Below are 24,044 nucleotides of genomic sequence, written 5' to 3'. Positions count from 1 at the left end.
CTCCCTACTTCCTTTCGTAAAATTGAAGAATAGCTTTAATTATTTCCTTCTTTCTTCCATCTCTTATTTGAACTTTAGTTAGTGTATTAATTTTTAATTTTCTTGCAAGTCTTCTAAGTTCTATTACCTTCATTTTTTCTAAAGTTTCTTTACTTATTTTTAACTTTTTTTTTCATCTTCTATTTTTTTATTTTCGTCTTCTATTAATTTGTCCTCTTCAACTTCTTCTTTAACTTTTTCTGAATTATCTTCAATATCTTTATTTTTTTCTTTATTATCTTCTAACTTTTCTAAGGTATTCTCATTTTCTTTGTTATCATAATTTTGTAGATCTTCATTTATACTTTTATCTTTTGGGTCAGTTCTTTCTAGCATATTCCACACACTATCAGCTGGTCTAGGTATTACATGAGTTCCTATTAAACTAGAAGAATTTTGCAAAGAACCTGTAACAGAATCTATAGCAGCTTTAACTGCACCTACATCTCCAGAAATAGTTATATTAATAAGTCCTCCTCTAACAAAATTACAATTTACAAACTTTACGTTAGCTGATTTTAAACTTATATCCAAGGCTTCTACAGCAGCAATGTATCCTAAGGTTTCAATAATTCCTAAAGCTTCTTTTCGCATAGACATTCCTTTAATTAAAACTTATCAGGATTTTCCGCTACATATTGAACTGCTGCTGCAAAAGCATCACAAGCTGCTTTACATGCGGATTGACTTCCTGTTAAGAGTCCTCCACCAAAGTTTGTTTCAGATGGTGGCCCATAGAATGCAGCCATTTTTACATCTGCTGCTTTTAGTGCCGCATCTAATGCATACATTGCTTCCAATGGAGGAGCTATTAAATAAGCTATTGCTTCTCCTTCTTCAATATTAGCTACTTTGGATAAATAAGAACCTGTTCTTGATATACAATGAGCATAGTAAACAATATTATCTTCATCATTAGCACTATAAAAACAAGCATCATTTTCTATAAAGTCTATAGCAGCATTTAATCCACTTCTTACCTCTGCTGGATTAGGTCCTGCAATAATTCCAATAAACTCACCTGCAAGTTTCGTATTAGCGTTAGCAGAACCACCATACATGGATCTAGCATATACTACTTCTATATCTGCCTTCTTTGTTGCTTCATCTAGCGCAGTATAGGAAACGTCATCTATATCTGCGGATATAAGTCCTAGACTTCTTTGATGTGGTTGTAGTTTAAAAGCTTCAACCATATCCTCATCTACATTTGGTATCATCTTTACACTTAATACTTTTGCTCGAATAGGATCATTTTTCATGAATTTCCCCTCCAAAATTAAAGTTTTAGATCAAGTCCGCTGGCCTTCTTTTCAAGCATTAACTTTATAATATCTGCAATATGTGCCCCAGCTTCAACAGGTGGTGTTCCACCTTTATGGATATTAGATACAACTGTTCTTCTGGCTTCTGGCATATTTATTGTAGCTTTATATGCAATATAAGCACTCATACTTTCTCCAGTAGCAAGTCCAGGTCTTTCCCCTATAAGAACACAGGTTACATCTGCACCTGTTGTTTCGGAAATTACATCCATAGCTGGTACTCTTCCATATTTTACAAAGAACGGAGTGCCTACTTTTATTCCATATCCTTCAAGTCCCTGTATTATAGCTGGTAGTACATCTCTTACATTTGCTTCAATAGAAGTAGAGCTTAGTCCATCAGATACATATATTTGTACTTGAGGATTCTTAATGCAGTTATTTTTTATATTCTGTAATTCTTCTTCATCAAATTTTCTCCCTAAATCAGGCCTTGTTAAATATTCATCCTTATTATTACATTTTGTCTTTATGGAAAATAAGTTCATTTCATTTAAAAATTCTTCTGAAACATCATTAAAAACTGCATCCATTGCTACTGCATGATCTGCTCTAAATCTAAGCATAGTTTCTGTTTTATACCTTGGACCTGCCCTCCACACTCCAACTCTAGCAGGTGTACTATTTTTAAGCTTTAAAAATTCTTCTTTATGTTCTGGATTAGGAACTAATATTTGACTTTTTAAATCTACTTCTGTTATGTCCGGAATTTCTCCATCTTCTATTACTGCATTTATACATTCATTAACAATGCTATTATCTTGACAAGTATTGTCATCTTTATTTTTCTTATTTAATTCCAACATAACCTGTTCTACTAACTTCATTATGTCATTTTCATTAATCATATAATTCACCCCTCTACTTATCTAATAAATATTGATGCATCCCCTGCTCTATCAGTTAATTTTCCATTTTCCATAAGTCCCATATTTTCTAACCATTGTTCAAACTCTTTTATAGGCCTTAGATTTAGTAATTGTCTTAATGTTGGAGTTTCATGGTATCCTGTACATTGATAATTTAACATTACATCGTCGCCATGAGGAATTCCCATAAAATAATTACATCCAGCATTAGATAATAATACAGCCAAATTCTCTATATCATTTTGATCTGCCTTCATATGATTTGTATAACAAGCATCACATCCCATTGGTATGCCTGTTAATTTACCCATAAAATGATCTTCTAGTCCTGCTCTAATTACTTGTTTATTATCATATAAAAATTCAGGTCCTATAAAACCTACAACTGTATTAACTAAAAAAGGACTATATCTTTTAGCAAAACCATAACATCTTGCTTCCATTGTTACCTGGTCTGCACCATGATGTGAATCTGATGATAATTCAGAACCTTGTCCTGTTTCAAAATACATAACATTAGGTCCTGTTCCTGTACCTTCTTTTAAAACCAATGCTCTAGCTTCCTCTAACAATTCTCCTGTAATACCAAATGCTTCATTACCTTTTTGACTTCCTGCAATACTTTGAAATATAAGATCTGAAGGAGCTCCTTTTCTTATTGCCTCCATTTGAGTAGTTACATGAGCCAAAACACAGCACTGAGTTGGTACCTTCCATTCCTCTTTAAATTCATTAAACCTACTTAAAACCTTTGTTACACTGGCTACAGTATCTTCTACAGGATTTAACCCTATAACTGCATCTCCAACTCCATAACTTAATCCTTCCATAAGAGAAGCCATGATACCATCTATATTGTCTGTTGGGTGATTAGGTTGCAATCTTGCAGATAGTGTTCCTTCAAGACCTATAGTTGTATTACAGTGAGCACTAATTCTTATTTTTCTTCCACCATATATAAGATCTAAATTTGACATAAGTTTTGTTACTGCTGCTACCATTTCACTAGTAAGTCCTCTGCTTATCCTTTTAATTTCAGTTCCTGTGGTGTGATCATTTAATATCCACTCTCTAAGCTCTGATACTGTCCAATTTTTTATTTGGTTATATATTTTTTCATTCACATCATCTTGAATTATTCTAGTTACCTCATCTTCTTCATAAGGCACAACAGGATTATTTCTTAAGTCACTTAATGTTAAGTCACTTAGTACAACCTTCGCTGCTATTCTTTCTTGTACAAATGTAGCTGCAATACCTGCTAATTTGTCACCGGATTTTTCTTCATTAGCTTTCGCTAACACTTCTTTAATTGATTTAAATTCATAACTTTGTCCAAATAGTCTAGTTTTAAGTTTCATTAAAATTCACCTCTCACTATAAACTTTAAGTATTAAAAACTAATGTTTTCACAACAACAGGAAGCACTCTTCCATTTGAAAGTGGCCTACCTACATCAATATAATCGCCATTTTCTACTTTTATACTGTCTATACATATTACTTCTTTGCTTCCATTAAGCAACCTATTAATGGTCTGTCCTAGAACTTTAGCTACATCATTCTCCACAACCACAAACACTGGGAAATCTTCTTTTAAAATACTTTCCATACCCTGAAGTAAAACTTTTGCTATATGCTGAATCTGTTTAAAACTTGGGTTCTTCACCCCCTTTAAAGCGATGGCTACATGCTGCATACCATCTTCTACATTAAACCATTTAAGTTTTTCCTTTATTATTTGGGCTGTATCTTTATAATTATTAGCCTCATCATTAGATGAAAGCTTTAATATTGGTACGTTTTTTATAGGAAACAAATCTTTTGTAAAAGTTATTGTACTTCCACTTATTTCGGTAGTATGTGATCCTGCTCCAACTACTGTAGCTCTTATGGTTTCCTTAGGAACCTCTAATTTTAACTTTTTTACTATATCTGAATCCTTAATCTGTTTACCTAGTAGTATTCCTATATCTGAAAACTTAAATAAATCTTTATTTTCATCTTTGTAAATACAATCTGCAACTCCTCCGGAAAAGGTAACACAATCAATTTTATAATTTAAATTCAATCCTTTGTTTGTAATAATCCTTCTATATATTAATGATTTCTCTCTTAATCCAACAGTTTCTTCTAAAATATTTACCATTTCCTCTACTGCTTTACTAATTATATTTAAATCTATTTCCATGCCCTCTTTTAGTTCAATCTTTTTAAAACTACACAATTCTTTGATTTTAGGAGCAATATAATCTATCTTATTATCTTTAAATTTTATAAGTCTTCCTCCTATATCTAAACATCCAGTATCTATAACTTCTCCATCTTTAAATACTGCTAAATTTGTAGTTCCCCCTCCTATGTCCAAATTGACAACAGTTCGTCCTTTGTCTTTTGAAAGGGAAGCTGCTCCAGCTCCTTTACCTGCAATTATTGATTCTAAATCTGGCCCTGCAGTTGCAACTACAAAATCTCCTGCAAGTCCACTTAAATTTTGTAAAACTTCTTTAGCATTTTCTTTTCTAGCTGTTTCTCCTGTTATTATTACAGCTCCTGTATTTACTTCACTTAATTTTATTCCTGCTTTTTTATATTCCTTTTCTATTATTTCTCTTACCTTTACCCCATCTATCTCTTTTTGTGAAATTAATGGAGTAAAATATATATCACTTTTATAAATTATCTTCTTATCTGTTATTACAATTCTTGGTATTGAAAAACTAGAAGCCATATTTTCTATAATTATTTTGCTAAATACAAGTTGAGTTGTAGATGTTCCTATATCAATTCCTACACTTAATATGTCTTCACTCAATTTACTTCCCTCTTTTCTTTAAATCCCTATTTATCACTAAAACTAAAAGCCCAGAGCTATACCATAATAGTATAAATCTGGGCTTCTTTGCCTTAATATAAAAACACTTCTTTGTGTTTTATTATTCAATTTTTAAAATCAAATTCAACTTTTGTTCCTTTATTTCCTGAATATATATTTAAACTTCCATTTAATTTATCTTTTACTATACTTCGCACTATATTTAATCCTAAATTTTCTGGATTAGTACATTTTGGATCAAATCCTCTTCCATTATCTTCTATACTTAATTTACAATAATTAGTCCCTTGTTCTACCTGTATATTTATCTTCCCTTCATTTTTATCTACAAATGCATGCTCTAATGAATTTTGTAGTATTTCATTTACAATCAATGCAATAGAAGTTGCTTTATCTGAGTTTATATTTAAACTATCTCCCTCTACATTAACTTCTATATTCCTAGATGATATACTAAAAAATCTTAATATATTTTCCTTTATTCTAAGTATAACTTCTTTAATATCTACATCATCTACTCCATTTTGGGCTAATATTTCATGGGTGGCTGCAATACTTAATATTCTGCTTATACTTTCATTAAAAGCATCTTTTGTAAGTTCATTATCTATTCTTCTTGACTGAAGTCTTAAAAGACTTGCTATAGTTTGTAAATTATTTTTTACTCTGTGATGTATCTCCTTTATAGCTACTGATTTTAAAATTAATTCCTTTTCTTTTTCCTTTACCTCTGTTATATCTCTTACTATCATTAACATCTTTATACGATCATTTTTAGGTTTTGTTAAAATATATTTTATTTGTAAACATAGTTTTCCAACAGTTACTTCTGATATAATGGAGTCACCATCTTCCACCATATTATTAAAGTTCCTACCATCCAAAACTAAGTTTTCAAAATTCATTCCAACTATTTTATCTTTATATCCTAATTTTTTATATAGCAAGTTAGCAACTGGGTTTGAAAATACTGCTATACCATTTGAATTAAATATTATTATTGCATCATTTAAATGGTATGTAATATTTTCTTCATTATTAGTATTACTTAAAGATACAATAGTTTCTGTAAGCTGTTCTGTAGTCTCTTTAAGCATTTTCATATGTCTATTATTATTTATATGTTCAGTTATATCTTGTTCTAAAATAAGCACCCCTATGGTTCTTCCTTCATTATTTTTTATAGGTGCTACCTTTTGAGTAACATTGGCATTTTCTTGAGTAACAGCCTTTAAATTTATTGTAGTGCGACCTAATTCCAATGTTCTTAATGCTGCTGGCTCATTATCCCTTAAAGCCAGTTGTCCTACAACAGTTTTGGTATACATGGAAGGTACAGTAGTGGGCTTAGCTTCTGCTACTACAATAGCCTCATTTGTATCCCTTGTAGGGCAATCAATGAATACATCTGCCTTAGCCAAATCTGCTATACCTTGAAGTATATCCTCAATATTTTCTAGTTTCTCTATATCCTTATTGGATAAGTTAGTGTATTCTCTACACAATTTTCTAATCATTGTCATAATAGCCACCTTAAATCACTGATTCATAATTATTATTGAAGCAATGTCCTTCATAGTACATCTCTTATCCATACTTAATTTTCTTAATTTTTGATATGCTTCTTCTTCACATAAATTATATTCTCTCATTAAAATTCCTTTAGCCTTTTCTATAACTTTTCTGGCATCAAGCTTCTCTTTAGTTTCCTTTGCTATTTTTTTTATATTTCTTATTTCCCTTCCTTTATGTTCTGCAATTTCTAATGTAGGTATTAGGGATTTTTCCTCTATAGGCTTTACTAAATATCCCATTATACCAGCCTTTTTTGCTTCTTCAATAAAGTCTCTGTCACTATATGCAGTAAGCAACACTACTGCACCTGCTAACTCCTGACTTATAATAATATTTGAAGCTTTAATTCCATCAAGTAAAGGCATTTTTATGTCCATTATTACAATACTTGGATTAAACTTCTTGCATAATTCTATTGCATCAAATCCGTCAGAGGCTTCTCCTACAACATTGTATCCAACTTCCTCTAACATTTCTCGTAAATCCATTCTAGTAATAGGCTCATCATCGGCTATTACTATAGTCCTCATATTTCTCCCCCTCTAATGTTATATAATGTAATTTTTATCATTTTATCCATGATATTATAATAGCATAAAATGCCCTATTCATAAAGCATCTAATACAATATTTCCTTTATTCTGTCTATTCCTTCATTATTAATAGCACTTACTTCAAATATTTCATTTACACCACTACTTATCAAATAATTTTTTGCAGCATCAATATCTTCTTTACACTTACACATATCTATTTTGGTTATGATCCCAATCACTGGCTTAGAAAATGTAGCTGCAAAATTAGGTGGAAATATATTATCTTCACTTGTGCAATCCTGTACCAATGCCATAATGTCACAATCACAAGCTAAAACTATAAGTGCATTATAATACACTCTATTTTCTATATATTCTCCTGGTGTATCTATTATATTTTCATAATATTCCACTGCTTGAGTTTTTTTATAGCTTATATTCTCATTATTAATAGTTTGAATTAATGTAGTTTTACCACATCCAGTTTTTCCTATTAGCATCAACTTTTTCAAAATGTATTTCCTCCTAATTAAGATTTAGTAACTTTGGTAGGAGTAAAAGATAATATATTTGTTAGTACATTTAATACCTCTTTTAATGCTTCTTCTACACTAGATACATCACCTACTATAACTAAAGAGCCACTAAATCTATCAATAAATCCTATTTCTATATTAGCTGCTTTTCTTGCCACATCACCAGCTATTATTGCTGCTTCACTAGGAGTTATAGTAAGTATTCCTATAGCTTCTCTATAATCTTCACTTAATCCTAACTTCCTATATACATTTCCATCAGGGTGTGCAATTACATGGGCTAATGTTACTTGTTTACCTGGCACATATTCTTGAATAACCCTCTGTTTTTCTTCCAAAACATCACCCCTTGCTTAAATAATAAATAAAAAAGCTTTTTAAATACACGTAGTTATACCGTATAATTAAAAAGCCACTTTGCTCCATTAATCAATCACTCCATTGTGATTTTTTATTTAATTTTATATTTATATTCTATAACTAAAAGCTTTACATGTCAAGTAAATTATCAAAAGTATCTCTTTTTTCTAAAAATTCTAACATATTTTTCATCTTCCATAATAGGCTTTTAAAAATATCTTTTCTACTTCTCCCTCTGTACATATTTTAGGATTCGTAGACGTACACCTATCTTCTATTGCTATTTTAGCCATATCCTTTACTTCATTTAAAAATTCTTCTTCTTTAATATTTAAATCTTTTATTCTAGTAGGGATATTTAATGCTTTTAACATACTTTTTATTTCAATTATTAAACTCTTTACTCCTTCTCTAGGATTGTAAGATGATAACTTTAAAAATGAAGAAATTTCAGAGTATCTTTCCATGTTTTTAGAAACTTTATTGTTCCTTATAATATTTATATCTGAATTATATTCTATAACATATGGAAGTAAAATCCCATTAGCTTTTCCATGAGGAATATGAAATTTCCCACCTAAAATATGTGCCATACCATGATTTAATCCTAAAGATGCATTGGTAAAAGCCATTCCAGCTATGCAGGATGCATTATGCATTTTTTCTCTAGCTTCCACATTGCTTCCATCTTTATATGCTTTTATTAGATACTTAAACACAAGCTTTATTGCCTTTTCTGCAAGAGCATCACTATAATCAGAAGAGTTTGTAGATACATAAGCTTCTATAGCATGAGTTAAAACATCCATACCTGTGTCTCCAGTAATATTTTTAGGAACAGTTAAAACTAAATCTGGATCAATAATTGATTCATCTGGAGTTAAACCATCTTCAACTAATGGATATTTTATATTTTTAATTTTATCTGTAATAACTGAAAAATTAGTAACCTCTGACCCTGTACCACTAGTAGTTGGAATAGCTATCATTAAAGGTTTTTCATAATTCTCATTATTTATTTTATTTTTTATAATTTCTTGAAATATTTTTATTCCTTTTGCAGCATCTATTGAGGATCCTCCACCTATAGTTATTATTACTTCTGGTTCAAAATCAGCCATTGAATTTATTCCTTTAGCTATGGTCTCAATAGGAGGATCTGGAACAATATCTGAAAATATTTTATAATTGATTTCTGCCTTATCTAACTGTTCTGTAATCTTTAAAATCATATTTGATTGTACTATAAATGGATCTGTAACAATAAAAGCTTTTTTCACATTTATATTTGATAAATGTTTAATAGAACCTTGTCCAAAATAAATTTTAGGAATAATTTTAAACTCATTCATTATATACTCTCCTTTTCTATTATTCATAAAAAAGTGTAACACACCTTTTTAGTTGATATATATCAGTTGAAAATTGAGAAGGGGTGATTTACAATTCCCTATAGAGTAAAAAAAGCCTCTAAAAATCCTAAGATTCTTAGAGGCTTCTATGCCTTAAATTAATTGCACTTCATTGTACAACATTGATTATATTTAATTTTAGTTTAATTTTACATCTGTTTACTACCGCTGTCAATATATTTATAGCACCTATACAATTGATTTACTCTAAATATTCTATCAATTCTTTTCTTCCTATGTGAGAAAACTCCCCAGCATTCAATTTAATATATTGAACACTCTTATCTTCTTCTATTAATTCTATAAGCTTACTATGACAAGTAAGTATAAAAATTTGATTTCTCTTAGATAATTCCTTTAATATTTTAATTGTAGATTTTAAACTTTTTGAATCAAAGTTTACTAAAGAATCATCTATTATAATAGGCATAGGCTCTAACTCCATTATTCTACTCAACCTTACAGAAAAAAATAATCCTTCTCTTGTACCTCTGCTTAATATACTGGAATCCTCATGTTTTTCCCCATGTTTTAAAAGGGTTTTAAAATTAAGTTTATTTAAATCTTCTCCTGGAAGTATTTTTTCATATTCCCCTGAGGTTATCTTATTGAACATTGAGCTAGCATCTTTTAAAATATTATCCTTAGCTTCATTTAAAAAACTTTCATATACCTTTTCTAAAATAAAAGATGAAGCTTTTAAAATGGCATACTTCTCAGCTAAAGGCTTTAATTCTCTTTTAGCATCATAGATTTTCCCTTGAGATTTTTCCAAATTACTAGACTCTTCTAGCCTTTTAATTTTGTATAGACTTTCATGTTTTTTTTCTTTTAGCTCTTCTATACACTTATTTAATATATCCTTTTCTTGTAAAAGTTCTTTATAATCTTCTTCTATTTCATATAATGAAGAATATTTTTCTTTCATCTTTTCAAATATATGCTCTATAGAATTTACTTCCTTTTCATCAATTAAAAGGCTTACCTCTTTGTGCATTTCTACTGCATATTTTAAACCAGTAAAAGTTTTATTTTCTTCTTCTTTTAATTTTTCTAATTCTCTAAACTTTTTTATATTTTCTATATAAGCATATAAAATTTCTTCTATATTTTCTCCATGATTTAAAGAAAGATATTCTTTTATTTTGTTTTCTATTTCTTCTTTCTCTAATTTATAAATTTTAATTTCCTTTATAATATTTCCTAATTGTAATAACTTTTCTATTTCATCAAAAATAGTATATTCATTTAACTTTATAAAGTTTTTATCTTTATGGTAACATTGCTGTATTAACAAGTTAATTTCATCTACTAAATTCTTTAATTCATTTTTAAGCTGCATTTCTTTATTTTCATTTAAATACAGATTTTGAATTTTAAATTTTATATCTTGAATATAAATTAAATATTCCTTTATCCCTTCATAAGATATATTACTATTTAATTTGAGAATTTCTCTAAAGTCATTAAAATCTTTTTCTATTTGGTCTATTTTATTTTCAATATCTTTTAATCTTTCCTCATCCTTTTTTATTGAATCTTTTCTCTCATTTCGTACTTCTATTTTTCTATCTTTTTTACTTAGCAATGTTAAAAAATAAAAAGATATTATACCTATAGTTACCATTGAAATTCCTATAAATAAAGATAAAAATTTGTTTTTAGAAGCAATTAACATAGGTGTAGTAATTCCACAAAATATAAGTAAAATAATATAATATATACCCTTTATTCTTTTTAATTCTCTATTTTCTTTCACTTTGTCCAAAGCTAAATTTTCTTCATTATTTATATAGTTCAATCTATTACTTATATCCTTTTTCTCTTCTTTTAATTCCCTATATTTTTCTATTAGTTCTACTACATAATTAATGCTTATTAAATCACTATTAATGCTCATTATATAATCTAAATTACCTTTTACATTACTATTAGCATTATTTATTTGCATTTTTATATTTTCTCTTTCTCTTTTGTTTTTTTCATTTAAAGATAAAAGATTTTTATATTTTTCCTTAATACCAGAGCTTTCTTTAAAGTAGTATTCTATCTTAGGTAAACTTTTTATAATCATCTCTTTATTTATTTTATATTCTTTTAAAATATTATTAGAATAAATGATTTTTTTGCTATACTCTTCACTTATTTTTTCATGTTCTTCTTTTAAATCATATACTCTTTCTAAAGAATACATGCTAAACTTCTTCATTATTTCTTTATTATAATCTTTTTCTAGTTCTTTTTTTATTTTCTTATATTCAATATAATTTTTATAATTATTTTTCCATAAATCTACTAAAGCTATATTTTCTCTTAGCTTTTTTAGATTAGATTCTTCTTTTTCTATTTTCTCTATTATACTTTTATATTTTTCTTTTTCCTGTAAAAATAGTTTCTTCTCCTTTAAAGCTTCATCTCTTTCTAAAGAAGCCTCCTTAATTTTTAAATAATAGGGTTTAAATAACTTAGTACTTGGATTTCCTTGTTTCCCCCCAATTTTTTCTCCTTCCTTTTTAAGCTGCTCTATAATATTAGGTAATTTAATTACCTCTTTGAGTCCAGCTCCTAAAAGTATAGAGTAAAGTTCTTTATCTCCCTTAGAAAAATTATTTAGTCTATCTAAATCTATTGTAAAAAGTTCTTTATAAGTATACTTATCTATATTATACAAACTACCAGATTGAGGAGTTATAATAGGCTCCCCATATCCTTTCATTTTTAAATTATATATTTTATTTTCCTTTTCTAAATCTGCCTCTATATAATACTCACTAATAGGTGATGGAAGATTACCCACTTTAGTAAATCCATATCCTAAATTAGTTAGCACTTTAAGCAAGGATGACTTACCAGCTCTATTTAGTCCACCTACAACTACTATACCATTATGTAATTCTTTTACACTTTCATTATGAAAGATACCAAAATCTCCAATATAAAGCCTTTTTATAAACACTTTCAATCACTACTTTCCAAAATTTTTTCTTTAATATGAGAAAAAGCTTTAAGGATAATTTCACTATATGTATTTTGGCTTATTGAAAATTCTGTGTCATTACACTCTTCCTCTGCCTTATTAGTCCATATTTTTCCAAAGCTTTTGCAGATGATTTTTTTATACTCTTCATTATATAAACATACTTCTACTATTTCTTTTATCTCTTTATATAAAGCATGCTTTTCCAACTCATCCTCATCTATTAGTTGTCTTGTTTCAATACCTACATATTCTGTCCATATAGGAATCTGTTCATTAAACAATTTATTATTTAAATTTTCTTTTAAAAGTCCAATTATATCTTCTTCTTTTTCTTTTAATATATTGTGCATTGCTACTTTCCCTTTTAATATCCATTGCACAATGTAACCTTCTATACCAAAAACATCATCCTTCTCTTCTATCCCTAAATTTAATGAATTACTAGTATCTATAAGTTCTTCACCTTTTTTAATAATTAACTCTTCTATATCCTCAATATTATTTGCCTCTTCATCTTTTTCATCAATATTTACATATATTTTTTCCCAAACTATGGGGGAACAATGAATAAACTCTACCTTAGTATAAAAATTTTCATCTACATTGACATAAAAGAAACCACCTATATTATCTTCTCCAAAATCATAACCCTGAGGCACACCTGGATAAGCTATAAAAGGTTTCTCCTTACATACAACATTAGCCTTATGAATATGTCCTAATGCCCAATAATTTATATTTTCTATTTCCTTTAACTCTCCTAATGAACATGGAACATAATTATTTCTCTTACTTTCTAACTGTGTATGTAAAAGAGCAATGTTATAAACATTGTTTTCTTTTATATATTCTCCATAATTTTTATGTATCTTTTTTTCTTCAGCCTTTTTTCTATAAGATTGTCCTACTATTCTGCATAATAAATCATTGTGTTTATACACTTCTTTAACTTCTACTAAATCACCACTAAAATAAAATAAATTTGATGGCGTATTAAATACTTCTATTCTTTCTTCTATAGGATCATGATTTCCTGCTATTACAAACACTTTTATAGGTGCTATTTCATTACACTGCTCATAAAAAAATTTATCTGCATTAATAGATCTTCCTTTACTATGAAATAAATCTCCAGAAATCAATATAAAATCAACTTTATTCTCCATGGCAAAACTGCATATATTACAAAAAGCCCTGTAAGGAGCTTCACTAAAGGCTTTATTATAATAACTGCTATTTGAATGTAGCCTATCTCCTAAATGTATATCCGCAGTATGTATAAAACTAAAATTTTTTCCCATTAAATCTCTCCTTTTCTCTAATGGTTTGCATACTAAATTATATCATATAAAAGAATTAATAAGTTATTAGTTAATTTTTTATATTTAAAGTATTAGTTTTTTTCTAACTATGATGTTATAATTTAACTATACTTAATGACATAGGAGGGATAATTATGGTTAAAATAGAATTTTTCGGGGCTGCTGGTTGTGTAACTGGATCCTCACACTTATTAAAAGTTAAAGATAAAAAAATTCTCTTAGATTGTGGTTTATATCAAGGAAAAGATGAAAAAGAAAGAGGTAATGAAACCTTCAATTTTAATCCTAAGGATATTGATTATGTAGTATTATCACATGCTCATATAGATCATAGTGGAAGAATTCCTCTATTATATAAACAAGGTTTCAAAGGCGACATTATTTGTACTGAAGGAACAAAGGATTTATGTAATATAATGTTAGAAGATAGTGGCCATATCCAAGAAATGGAAATACAATGGATAAATAGAAAAAGAATGCGACTTGGACAACCTCCTATAGAACCTCTATATACTGTAAAAATCGCTCAACTATCCTCATATCTTTTTACTGGATATCCTTATAACCAGTGGATAGAATTATTTGATGGATTTAAAGTAAGATTTAGAGATGCAGGTCATCTTTTAGGATCGTCTATTGTTGAAATGCTTATAAGAGAAGATGAAAAAGAAATAAAGTTAGTTTATTCTGGTGATCTTGGTAATAAATTAGTTCCCTTATTAAAAGATCCTACTAATATCGATTATGCTGATTATGTAATAATGGAAACTACATATGGAAATAGAGTTCATGAAAATTTAAATGATAATTTGAGGGAATTAGTTAATATTATAAAATCTACATTTAAAAGAGGTGGCAATGTAATCATTCCTTCCTTCGCTGTTGGAAGAACTCAGGAAGTTCTCTATGCTTTAAATCATTATGTAGAGAATGGATTGTTAAAAGATCTTAAAGTTTATGTAGATAGTCCTTTAGCTGCAGAATCTACCTCTATATTTAATAAATACACAAAATATTATGATGAAGAAGCTACAAAGCTTGTTGAAAATGGAGATAATCCACTGGCTTTTGAAGGACTAACATTTACTAAATCTCCTGAAGAATCTATGAAAGTAAACAAAATACACAGTGGAGCTTTAGTTATATCTGCTAGCGGAATGTGTGAAGCAGGTAGAATCAAACATCATTTAAAACATAATCTTTGGAGAAAAGAAAGTTCTATTGTATTCGTAGGATATCAGGCTGAAGGAACATTAGGGCGTGCTATTTTAGATGGAGCAAAAAAAGTAAAAATTTTTGGTGAAGAAATAGCAGTAAATGCAAAGATATATAACCTTCAAGGCCTTTCAGGTCATGCAGATAAAAATGGTTTAATTGAATGGATAGAAAACTTTAAAACTAAGCCTAAAGGAATTTTATTAGTTCATGGTGAAGAAGATGCTCAAAATAGCTTTAAAGAGCTTTTAGATAATAAAGGATATAATTCGATTATAATGCAAGCAGGAAATACCTTTGTACCTGGAGATGAAGTAAAAGAAAAGAGTATAGTAAAAGATAAAATCTTAACACTTCTAGACTCTCTTACAGACATAGATAAAATAGATAAAAATTTATTATTAGATAAAATAAAAGAAAGCATTGAATAAAGTATAATACTATATACAATTTTTTAGAGTACAGAGTACAAATAATACAGATAAGGAAGCTTTTCTTTTGTTATCACTACAGAAAAGCTTTAATCTAAAATTTTTCGTAATATTAATGAAGAAAAATTTTCCTTATCTGTACTCTATGCTCTGTAATTTGTACTCTAAAAAAAGTGTGACGCACTTTTTTATTTAGTGAATAAATCAATAAATATTGGTAAATATATTATATAAAATATTTATATTACTCTACTACTAATTATTTAAAAAAATTTTACATAAACTTGACATACAAAACACAGTATTATATCATAGAATTAATCTGATCATGCCACCTTTCGTCCCTAATCTGTGGATGAGAGGTGTTTATTTTATCTTAGGGGCTCTGTTCTAGTAATAAGAACTTCCCCTTAAATAAGTAATATATAATTTACTTATGAATTTAAATATCCTAAAGTAAGTAAATTTAGTCTTTAGTTTAATAAGCTATTTAAAGATTAAATTCACTTCATAGGTTTAAAATAATAAAATGAGGAGTTGAAAATTATGGATGGTAAAAAAATAAGAACAAGATTTGCTCCAAGTCCTACAGGCTATATGCATGTTGGTAACTTGAGAACTGCATTGTATGCTTATTTAATAGCAAAACATGATAATGGAGATTTTTTATTGAGAGTTGAAGATACAGATCAAGAAAGACAAGTAGAAGGAGCTCTTGATGTTATTTATAACACTTTAAAAATTACAGGTCTTCACCACGATGAAGGTCCAGATATAGGTGGTCCTGTAGGTCCTTATGTTCAAAGCGAAAGAAAATCTATATATATGGAATATGCAAAAAAACTTATTGAAAAAGGTGAAGCTTATTATTGTTTCTGTACAAAAGAAAGATTAGACATGATAAGAGAAAACTCAGAAGCCCTTGGTAGACCTCATAAATATGATAAGCATTGTTCTCATCTTTCAAAAGAAGAAATAGAAGAAAATCTAAAGTCCGGATTACCTTATGTTATAAGACAAAATAATCCTTCTACTGGTACTACTACTTTTGAAGATGAAATATTTGGAAAAATAACTGTTGATAATTCAGAATTGGACGATATGGTTCTTATAAAATCCGATGGATTCCCAACATACAATTTTGCAAATGTAGTGGATGATCATCTTATGGGAATTACTCATGTGGTTAGAGGAAGTGAATATTTATCTTCTTCACCTAAGTACAATAGATTGTATGAAGCTTTTGGATGGGAAATTCCAAAATACATACACTGTCCTCCAATAATGAAAGATGCTCATCAAAAATTAAGTAAGAGAAATGGAGATGCTTCTTTCCAGGACTTAATGGAAAAAGGTTACTTAAAAGATGCTGTAATGAACTATATAGCATTACTTGGTTGGAATCCAGGAACTACTCAAGAAGTATTCTCTTTACAAGAACTTGTAGAAAAATTTGATTATAAAAATATAAATAAAGCGCCTGCTATATTTGATAACGCTAAATTAAAATGGATGAATGGTGAATATATAAGAAAACTTCCTTTAGAAGAATTCCATAGTTTAGCATTACCTTACTATAAACAGGTAATAACTAAAGATTTAGACTTTATGAAATTAAGTGAACTTATGCATACAAGAACAGAGGTACTAAATGAAATTCCTGAACAAATTGATTTCTTAGAAGCACTGCCTGATTATTCTTCTGAAATGTATATTCATAAGAAAATGAAAACAAATTACCAAAATTCATTAGAAAGCTTAGAAAAAGCTCTTCCTATACTTGAAAGTTTAACTGAATGGACTTTTAATTCAATTCATGATTCAATGATGAATCTTGTTCAAGAAATGGGAGTTAAAAACGGTATAGTTTTATGGCCGCTTAGAACTGCAGTTTCAGGTAAACAATTTACTCCTGGTGGCGCTTTTGAAATAGCTGAAATATTAGGCAGAGAAGAATCTTTAAATAGAATAAAAGTAGGTATTGAAAAATTAAAAGAACTTCAATAGATAATAATAAAAGCCTCCTAATTTAGGAGGCTTTTATTATTATTCACATACCTTTCCTGGATTTAAAATATTTTTAGGGTCAAATGCTAATTTAATTCTTTTCATAAGTTCCTTTTGTTCTTTTCCTATAAGGTCAAATAAATATTCTTTTTTAGCAAAACCAATACCATGTTCTCCTGATACTGTTCCCTGTAGTTCCTTTGCTTTATTGTACATACAATCAAAAACTTTTTGCAATTTGTCTTTCCACTGTTCTTCTGATAACTCGTCTTTTAAAACATAAATGTGTAAATTACCATCTCCAGCATGACCGAAATTTTTGATACGTATATTGAACTGTTCTTGAAGTTTATAAGTATATTTTATGAACTCTGCAATTTTATTTCTTGGAACACAAACATCACATTCATCCATTTCAGTTGTAGAAGCTTTGATTGCTTCAAGAAAGGCTCCTCTTGCAGACCATATAGATTCCTTTCTTTCATCCGTATCTGCAATAAGCACATCTATAGCTCCATTTTCTAAACAAATTTTTGCTACACTATCATAACTATTTTCTATTTCTTCTTTACTGTTACCATCAAAGGTAAGTAAAAGATAAGCGTCTGCTGAGTTATCTGGAAATTTCTTTCCTAAGAATTCTTCTGATGCCAATATTACATCTCTCTCCATAAATTCTATGGAAGTTGGTATTGATTTTGACTTTATTATTTTAGGTACTGTTTCAATAGCTTTATCTAAATCCTCAAAAGGTATCAATAAGCTTATAGCCTTTTTAGGCAATGGTAGTAGTTTTAAAATAGCCTTAGTAATAATACCTAAAGTTCCTTCTGAACCACATATAAAATCCTTTAAACTATATCCTGAACTATTCTTTACTACCTTTCCTCCTAGCTCCATAACTGTGCCATCAGCCATTACTATCTCTAGTCCCCTAACATAGTCTCTTGTTACCCCATATTTTACTGCTCTCATACCTCCAGCATTGGTATTAATATTTCCTCCAATGGTAGCAGACTTCTCACCCGGATCTGGTGGATAAAATAAATCATTTTCTTCAACAAACTTAGCTATTTCCATTAAAAGAACTCCTGGCTCTACTGTTAAAGTTAAATTTTCTTTATCTAATTCTAATATTTTATTCATAGAAGAAAGATTAATCATTATTCCTCCATGGATTGGTACTGATGCTCCTACAAGTCCTGTACCTGATCCTCTAGCTACTACAGGTATATTATTGTCATAAGCATATTTCATTATTTTAGAAACTTCCTCTGTAGATAATACTTCTATAAGAACTTCAGGCATTTTTTTAACTCCACCTAATTCATCATGACTAAAGTCCTCATTTATTTCATCTCCTATATATATCCTATCTTTATCTATTATAGATTTTAAAAACTCTATATCATTTTCATCTATTTTTTTATAATTATTACATAATTCCATAATCAATCAACTCCCTCTTCAACTTTAGCTTTACGCTAATGTATTATGGTTTTTTATATTATTTATAAGTGTTGGTATAACTTCATATATATCTCCTACTACTCCATAATGGGCTACATCAAATATAGTAGCATTTGGATCCTTATTTATAGCAAATATATGCTCTGAATTGTTCATTCCTGCTACAAATTGAACTGAACCTGATACTCCACAGGTAATAATAAGTTTTGGTTTAACAGTTCTTCCGCTTAATCCTATTTGTTTTTTAGCATCTACCCATCCCATTTCTATTAATGGTCTAGTACCAGCTACTTGTGCACCTAAAATATCTGCAAGTTCATTTATAAGCTTCATATCCTTTTCAGACTTTACTCCTCTTCCAGCTACTACAATTACATCTGCTTCCGATATATTTTCTTCTTTTTCTTTTTTAGTAACTTTTAAAACTTTTATATTAGATTTAAATTTATTTTCTTCTATATTACATAATGTAATTTTCCCATTAGCTTCACTGCTTCTTTCTGGAGCATCCATTATTTTATATCTTACAGTACAGAATTGTGGTCTATGATTAGGATTTATGATCTGAGCCATTATATTTCCACCAAAAGCTGGTCTTATTTGAACTAAATCTGTATTGTCTTTCATATCAAGTATAGTACAATCTGCTGTAAGGCCTGTTCTAAATCTCGCTGCAACTCTTGGTGCTAATGATCTTCCTACCGTAGTTGCTCCTACTAATACTGAGGAAGGCTTTACCTTATCTATAAAATCTTCAAATGCTGCTGTATATGGTTCTATTCTAAAATCTTCTAGTTCTTTATGATCATATACAAAAACTTCATCTACTCCATAATGTAGTAATTCTTCAGCTTTGTCTTTTATATTATGGCCAATAAATACTGCATATACTGGATGTTTTATTTTAGCTGCTAATTCCCTTCCTTTTCCTATAAGTTCATAGGTTACAGGATGTATTTTCCCTTCTACATGATCTACATATACCGCTATACCGTTCCATTCATCTTTATTTATACTTTTTTTATCTTCTACAAACTCCATTGCTCCTTTTGGTCCCTTTTTTACACAAAGTTTACACATCTTGCATCCAGCATTAATGGATAATTTCCCATCACATTCTTCTAAAGCATTAAAAGGGCATATACTCATTAATTCTTTTATTACTTCACTATTTAATTTATCTTCATTTATTATTAACTTTCCCATATTACTTCCCCCTACTTCAATAATTTAGTTATAAAGCTTCTTTATTATATTACTAGCATCAATATCTTATCTTTTAAATAATGTCATTTAGACAAATTTCATCTCCCTTAAAGATTTAAATATTCTATTTCCTAATTCTTCTCCAGTTCCCTTCCACATTTCTTTATGATCATTAACTGCTGGAGGAAATATTCTTTCCACTTGTGTAGGTGACCCATTGAGTCCATATCTTAATTCATCTTTATCTTCAAAATCATCTAAGCTAAACACTTTTATTTCCTTATCTTCTGTAGATTTCTTTCTTTTATATGACGGTAATCTTGGTTGAAAAATATCCTTTTCTACAGTAATTAAACAAGGAAATTTTATTTCTGCTACTTCTATAGCATCAGGCATATCCATTTCAACAACTATAGATTTTTCTTTAACTTCTAATATTTTTAATACATTTGCAATATGAGGTATATTTAAATATTCTGCCATTTCTGGTCCTACCTGTGCAGTATCTCCATCTGTTGTTTGTTTTCCACAAATTATTAACTGAAACTCTCCCATATTTTTAATTCCTTGGGATAAAGTATAGGATGTGGCAAGTACATCTGCTCCTGCAAACCTTCTATCTGAAAGAAGTGCCCCATCATCTGCTCCCATAGCATAAGCTTCTTTTATTACTTCTTTTGCCTGAGGAGGTCCCATAGTTATAACTTTTAACTTTCCTCCAAACTTCTCTTTAAGTTTTAAAGCTGTTTCTACAGCAAATAAATCATATGGATTCATCTTAGAATCTACACCATCTCTTTTTAATACTCCTGTAGCTTCATCTACCTCTACTTTTGAAGTTCCTGGAACTTGTTTTATACAGACTAAAATATTCATATTATTACCTCCATTTTCTATATAAAGAATTTTTTACTTCAAGATGAAGTTTCCATTCCATCCTAAGCTTACATATTTATATAAAATTAATATTATAAAAAAACTATCTAACTATAACAGATACTCCATCTGGGATAACTGCTATTTTTGCATCATTACCTTGAATATCAATGGCTTTTTTTAAAGCTTCTTCAAAAGTATTAGCATGATCCATATGCATGTCTGTTATAATTTTAGGATCACACATATCTGTAACCATAATTACTTTATGCTTTGATAATATTCTACATAATATTTGGAACTCCCATTGATCTGGAACCGTCTTATTTCTAGGTACTTTACTAATTTTTTGTAGTAAATCTTTTGGTGTTTCTGCTTCTGCTACATTTCTATAAAAGGATTCCCCACCATGTCCATCATTACATGCTGCTACCATAATTATTACACCATCATCTTTACAAATTGCTTCTGCTGCAGTCATTCCTTTTACAGCTTGATATATATTTTGATCCAATGGATATCCTCCATTAGTAGATATTGCAACATCTGCCTCTATTTTTTTTACTTCACATAACTCTGATACAAATTCACATCCTCTTTTATGGGCATTTTCACTATGTCCTGCTACAGCATAAATAATCTTTTTATTATTATCTATTACTACATTTAATATAAAAGCCAATTTTGCCATTTCTGCTGCATATAACATGTCTTTATGCACTGGATTATCTTTAAGCTTTCCAGTTCTTGCATTAGGACTTCCTATAAATTCAGAACAATGATTTGCCATTATAGTTTCTGCTGCTGCGATTCCTGGTAATATACTCTTTCTTCCTCCTGAAAAACCTGCAAAAAAGTGAGATTCTATAAAGCCTTCTGCTATTAAAAGTTCAGCCTCCATTGCCAATTTATTCAAATATAATTCTCCACCAGATGGAAGTATACCTACCTTTACCATGCTTTCTTTATCAGTGGATACATGCATAACTATATTCTCATTTTCAACAATTTTTTTTCCAAACTTATCAATAAGCTCTTCTTTGGTAGAAGGTCTATGAAATCCTGTAGCAATAAGAATCTTTATATCTACATCAGGATTTACCTTCCTAATTCTTCTTAAAAGTATAGGCATAGTTATTTTACTTGGTACTGGCCTAGTATGGTCACTAGTTATTATAACTATGTTGCTTTTTCCTTTAACCAATTCTTCTAAACTAAGACTATCTATAGGATTATCTAAAGCTTCTTCTACTATTTCTTCTTCAGTTTTAGTAGTTTTATAATCTTTTGCTTTTGATTCTAAAACTCCTATTAAATTTTCATCTCTTATTTCTATGTCTATTAGTTTCTTTTCATAAGGTATTTGTATGTTTGCCATTTATATTATCACCTCTTCTTCAATTATATTTATCTAAATTTGAAATAAAGGAGCTCCAAAATATGCTATTAGTCCTAAAAATATTACATAAATCATACAAAACTTTAAAGTAGCATTTAAAATTTTACCTTCTACTCCTAATAGTCCCGTAGCAGCTGTAGCAACAGCTATACTTTGAGGAGATATCATTTTCCCTGCTGTAGCTCCTCCAGTATTTGCAGCAGCTAACCAATAAGGACTCATATTTAGACTCTTTGCAACTTCTACCTGAAGTCCTCCAAATAAAACATTTGCGGAAGTATCGCTTCCAGTAACAAATGTACCTAGTGCACCTATAATTGGTGCGAAAAATGGATAATACTTTCCTGTAACTTTTACTAATACTAAAGCTATAGATTTTATCATTCCACTATATCCCATAACCTTTGCTAAAGCTACTATAGATAATATGGTAATAAAGGACTTGCCCATTTGTTTAAATGTATTTAAAAGCACTGTAGAAATTTCCTTAAATTTTGCTCCCTGTATTAATCCACCTATAAAAGTAGCTATAATAATTAAAGTACCAGGAGTAGCTAACCATGAAAATGTATATAGCTTACCTCCTTCTCCTGTATATATGTTTACAGAGGTTTTTACAGAAGATAGTAAATCGTTTACTTTTGGGAATAACGGACTTGTAAATAATATAAATATAAATACTAAAATGAATGGTAACCAAGCTATTACACCTTGTTTATATGGAATTTTCTCTTCCCTTGAGGCTGTATCTTTATAAAACAATTTTGTAATTAAAATAGTAAAAAACATTGAAGATATACTACCAAGAATTGCTGGAAGTTCTGCTCCTAAGTATTTAGCAGTCAAAACCTCTGGAATTGCAAAAGCTAGTCCTGATATTATAGAAATACCAAATACTCCTTTTATAGACTTTATACTTTTTCCAGTAAGCATTACAAGAATCACTGGAACTATTACTATTAAAAATGAAAGCTGAATCCCTACTGCATAACTTAATTTTGCTACATCTATGCCTGTAACTTTTGCAAGTGTTGTTACAGGTATTCCTATAGCTCCAAAAGCTGTAGGAGTAGTATTAGCTATTAAACATATAATAGCTGCAAATATTGGGTCAAACCCTAAAGCTGCCATTATACTAGCTGGAATTGCAACAGCAGTTCCAAAACCTGCAATAGCCTCTAAGAATCCTCCGAATCCCCAAGCAAGTATCAAAACTAATATTCTTTTATCTGTAGTTATATTTGTCATCATTTTTTTAATGATTTCCATACTTTTTGTATATACAGATAAATTATAAGTAAATACTGCCGCAATAATAACTAACATTATTGGCCATAATCCTAAAGCCACTCCTTCTAATGCCGCTGTAAAAGAATTTACTACAGGCATTTTCCAAAATACTATAGCTAATATCAAAGTAATAACTAATGTTGTAAAACAAGCTTTGTGTCCTGAAATTTTTAATACCCCAAGTGATATAATAAGCCAAACAATGGGTGTCAATGCAATGATAAATTGAACATATTCATTCATTTTTTACCCCCCTATTTACTGGTAGTATGGTACGACCAGTTGTTATTTTTATGTTATCATAATTTTTCAAATATTTCTACCATAGTTAATTTATTAACATATTTTTCTTATATATTTT

At 29.2% G+C, this 24,044-nt stretch carries 20 protein-coding genes; 2 read left to right on the top strand and 18 right to left on the bottom strand.

Annotation, left to right across the window (positions count from 1 at the left end; all coding sequences use genetic code 11):
• Positions 1-4: 4 nt before the first annotated feature.
• The 13 genes from J2Z24_RS21580 to J2Z24_RS03890 all read right to left on the bottom strand — a co-directional run bounded on the left by J2Z24_RS21580 (position 5) and on the right by J2Z24_RS03890 (position 13,768).
• Entirely contained in the window at positions 5-133 is a 129-nt protein-coding gene (locus J2Z24_RS21580) for a hypothetical protein (protein ID WP_276512150.1), read from the bottom strand.
• Between the two features lie 26 nt (positions 134-159).
• The gene (locus J2Z24_RS03945; RefSeq protein ID WP_035146233.1) at positions 160-633 is read right to left on the bottom strand and encodes a BMC domain-containing protein; all 474 of its coding nucleotides are present in this window, start codon (positions 631-633) and stop codon (positions 160-162) included.
• Positions 634-647: 14 nt separating this feature from the next.
• Positions 648-1,301 carry an ethanolamine utilization microcompartment protein EutL gene (eutL, locus tag J2Z24_RS03940; RefSeq protein WP_035146231.1) on the bottom strand — a complete coding sequence of 218 codons (654 nt, stop codon included), beginning with the start codon at positions 1,299-1,301 and terminating at the stop codon, positions 648-650.
• Between the two features lie 17 nt (positions 1,302-1,318).
• Positions 1,319-2,209 carry an ethanolamine ammonia-lyase subunit EutC gene (gene eutC, locus J2Z24_RS03935; protein ID WP_338078438.1) on the bottom strand — a complete coding sequence of 297 codons (891 nt, stop codon included), beginning with the start codon at positions 2,207-2,209 and terminating at the stop codon, positions 1,319-1,321.
• A gap of 20 nt (positions 2,210-2,229) precedes the next feature.
• Entirely contained in the window at positions 2,230-3,594 is a 1,365-nt protein-coding gene (locus J2Z24_RS03930; RefSeq protein ID WP_035146227.1) for an ethanolamine ammonia-lyase subunit EutB, read from the bottom strand.
• 25 nt (positions 3,595-3,619) lie between these two features.
• Positions 3,620-5,047 (bottom strand): ethanolamine ammonia-lyase reactivating factor EutA, encoded by a 1,428-nt coding sequence (gene eutA / locus J2Z24_RS03925; RefSeq protein ID WP_035146225.1) that lies wholly within the window; start codon positions 5,045-5,047, stop codon positions 3,620-3,622.
• Between the two features lie 125 nt (positions 5,048-5,172).
• Complete coding sequence (locus J2Z24_RS03920) at positions 5,173-6,591, bottom strand: GAF domain-containing sensor histidine kinase (protein WP_307861357.1); 1,419 nt, start codon at positions 6,589-6,591, stop codon at positions 5,173-5,175.
• 15 nt (positions 6,592-6,606) lie between these two features.
• Positions 6,607-7,173, bottom strand: a complete 567-nt coding sequence (locus tag J2Z24_RS03915) for an ANTAR domain-containing response regulator (RefSeq protein ID WP_035146220.1) — start codon at positions 7,171-7,173, stop codon at positions 6,607-6,609.
• An 89-nt stretch (positions 7,174-7,262) separates the two neighbouring features.
• Positions 7,263-7,691 carry a EutP/PduV family microcompartment system protein gene (locus tag J2Z24_RS03910; RefSeq protein ID WP_035146217.1) on the bottom strand — a complete coding sequence of 143 codons (429 nt, stop codon included), beginning with the start codon at positions 7,689-7,691 and terminating at the stop codon, positions 7,263-7,265.
• Positions 7,692-7,708: 17 nt separating this feature from the next.
• Positions 7,709-8,053, bottom strand: coding sequence for an ethanolamine utilization microcompartment protein EutS (gene eutS, locus J2Z24_RS03905; protein ID WP_035146215.1), 345 nt, complete (start codon positions 8,051-8,053; stop codon positions 7,709-7,711).
• 210 nt (positions 8,054-8,263) lie between these two features.
• Positions 8,264-9,427: a 1-propanol dehydrogenase PduQ gene (locus tag J2Z24_RS03900; RefSeq protein ID WP_035146211.1), complete on the bottom strand. Its 1,164-nt coding sequence runs from the start codon at positions 9,425-9,427 to the stop codon at positions 8,264-8,266.
• Positions 9,428-9,689: 262 nt separating this feature from the next.
• The gene (locus tag J2Z24_RS03895) at positions 9,690-12,443 is read right to left on the bottom strand and encodes an ATP-binding protein (protein ID WP_307861358.1); all 2,754 of its coding nucleotides are present in this window, start codon (positions 12,441-12,443) and stop codon (positions 9,690-9,692) included.
• Positions 12,444-12,445: 2 nt separating this feature from the next.
• Entirely contained in the window at positions 12,446-13,768 is a 1,323-nt protein-coding gene (locus tag J2Z24_RS03890; protein WP_051593099.1) for a metallophosphoesterase family protein, read from the bottom strand.
• Positions 13,769-13,923: 155 nt separating this feature from the next.
• On the opposite strand from J2Z24_RS03890, the gene J2Z24_RS03885 reads away from it, so the two are divergent.
• Both J2Z24_RS03885 and gltX read left to right on the top strand, forming a co-directional pair.
• Complete coding sequence (locus J2Z24_RS03885; RefSeq protein WP_035144620.1) at positions 13,924-15,435, top strand: MBL fold metallo-hydrolase RNA specificity domain-containing protein; 1,512 nt, start codon at positions 13,924-13,926, stop codon at positions 15,433-15,435.
• 546 nt (positions 15,436-15,981) lie between these two features.
• On the top strand, positions 15,982-17,442 hold the full coding sequence (gltX, locus tag J2Z24_RS03880) for a glutamate--tRNA ligase (RefSeq protein WP_035144621.1): 1,461 nt from the start codon (positions 15,982-15,984) through the stop codon (positions 17,440-17,442).
• Between the two features lie 39 nt (positions 17,443-17,481).
• On the opposite strand, the gene J2Z24_RS03875 is transcribed toward gltX, so the two are convergent.
• The 5 genes from J2Z24_RS03875 to J2Z24_RS03855 form a co-directional block, all read right to left on the bottom strand.
• Complete coding sequence (locus tag J2Z24_RS03875; protein ID WP_035144622.1) at positions 17,482-18,891, bottom strand: FAD-binding oxidoreductase; 1,410 nt, start codon at positions 18,889-18,891, stop codon at positions 17,482-17,484.
• Positions 18,892-18,921: 30 nt separating this feature from the next.
• Positions 18,922-20,118, bottom strand: coding sequence for an electron transfer flavoprotein subunit alpha (locus J2Z24_RS03870; protein WP_035144623.1), 1,197 nt, complete (start codon positions 20,116-20,118; stop codon positions 18,922-18,924).
• Between the two features lie 87 nt (positions 20,119-20,205).
• Positions 20,206-20,994: an electron transfer flavoprotein subunit beta/FixA family protein gene (locus tag J2Z24_RS03865; RefSeq protein WP_035144624.1), complete on the bottom strand. Its 789-nt coding sequence runs from the start codon at positions 20,992-20,994 to the stop codon at positions 20,206-20,208.
• A gap of 103 nt (positions 20,995-21,097) precedes the next feature.
• Positions 21,098-22,372, bottom strand: coding sequence for a nickel-dependent lactate racemase (larA, locus tag J2Z24_RS03860; RefSeq protein WP_035144625.1), 1,275 nt, complete (start codon positions 22,370-22,372; stop codon positions 21,098-21,100).
• 33 nt (positions 22,373-22,405) lie between these two features.
• Positions 22,406-23,926: an L-lactate permease gene (locus tag J2Z24_RS03855; protein WP_035144626.1), complete on the bottom strand. Its 1,521-nt coding sequence runs from the start codon at positions 23,924-23,926 to the stop codon at positions 22,406-22,408.
• Between the last annotated feature and the right edge of the window lie 118 nt (positions 23,927-24,044).

It is taken from the genome of Clostridium tetanomorphum (assembly GCF_017873215.1).
GTDB lineage: Bacteria > Bacillota > Clostridia > Clostridiales > Clostridiaceae > Clostridium_AO > Clostridium_AO tetanomorphum.
The sequence above is the reverse complement of the archived record's forward strand: the minus strand, read 5'-3'. Positions and strand labels throughout refer to the sequence as shown.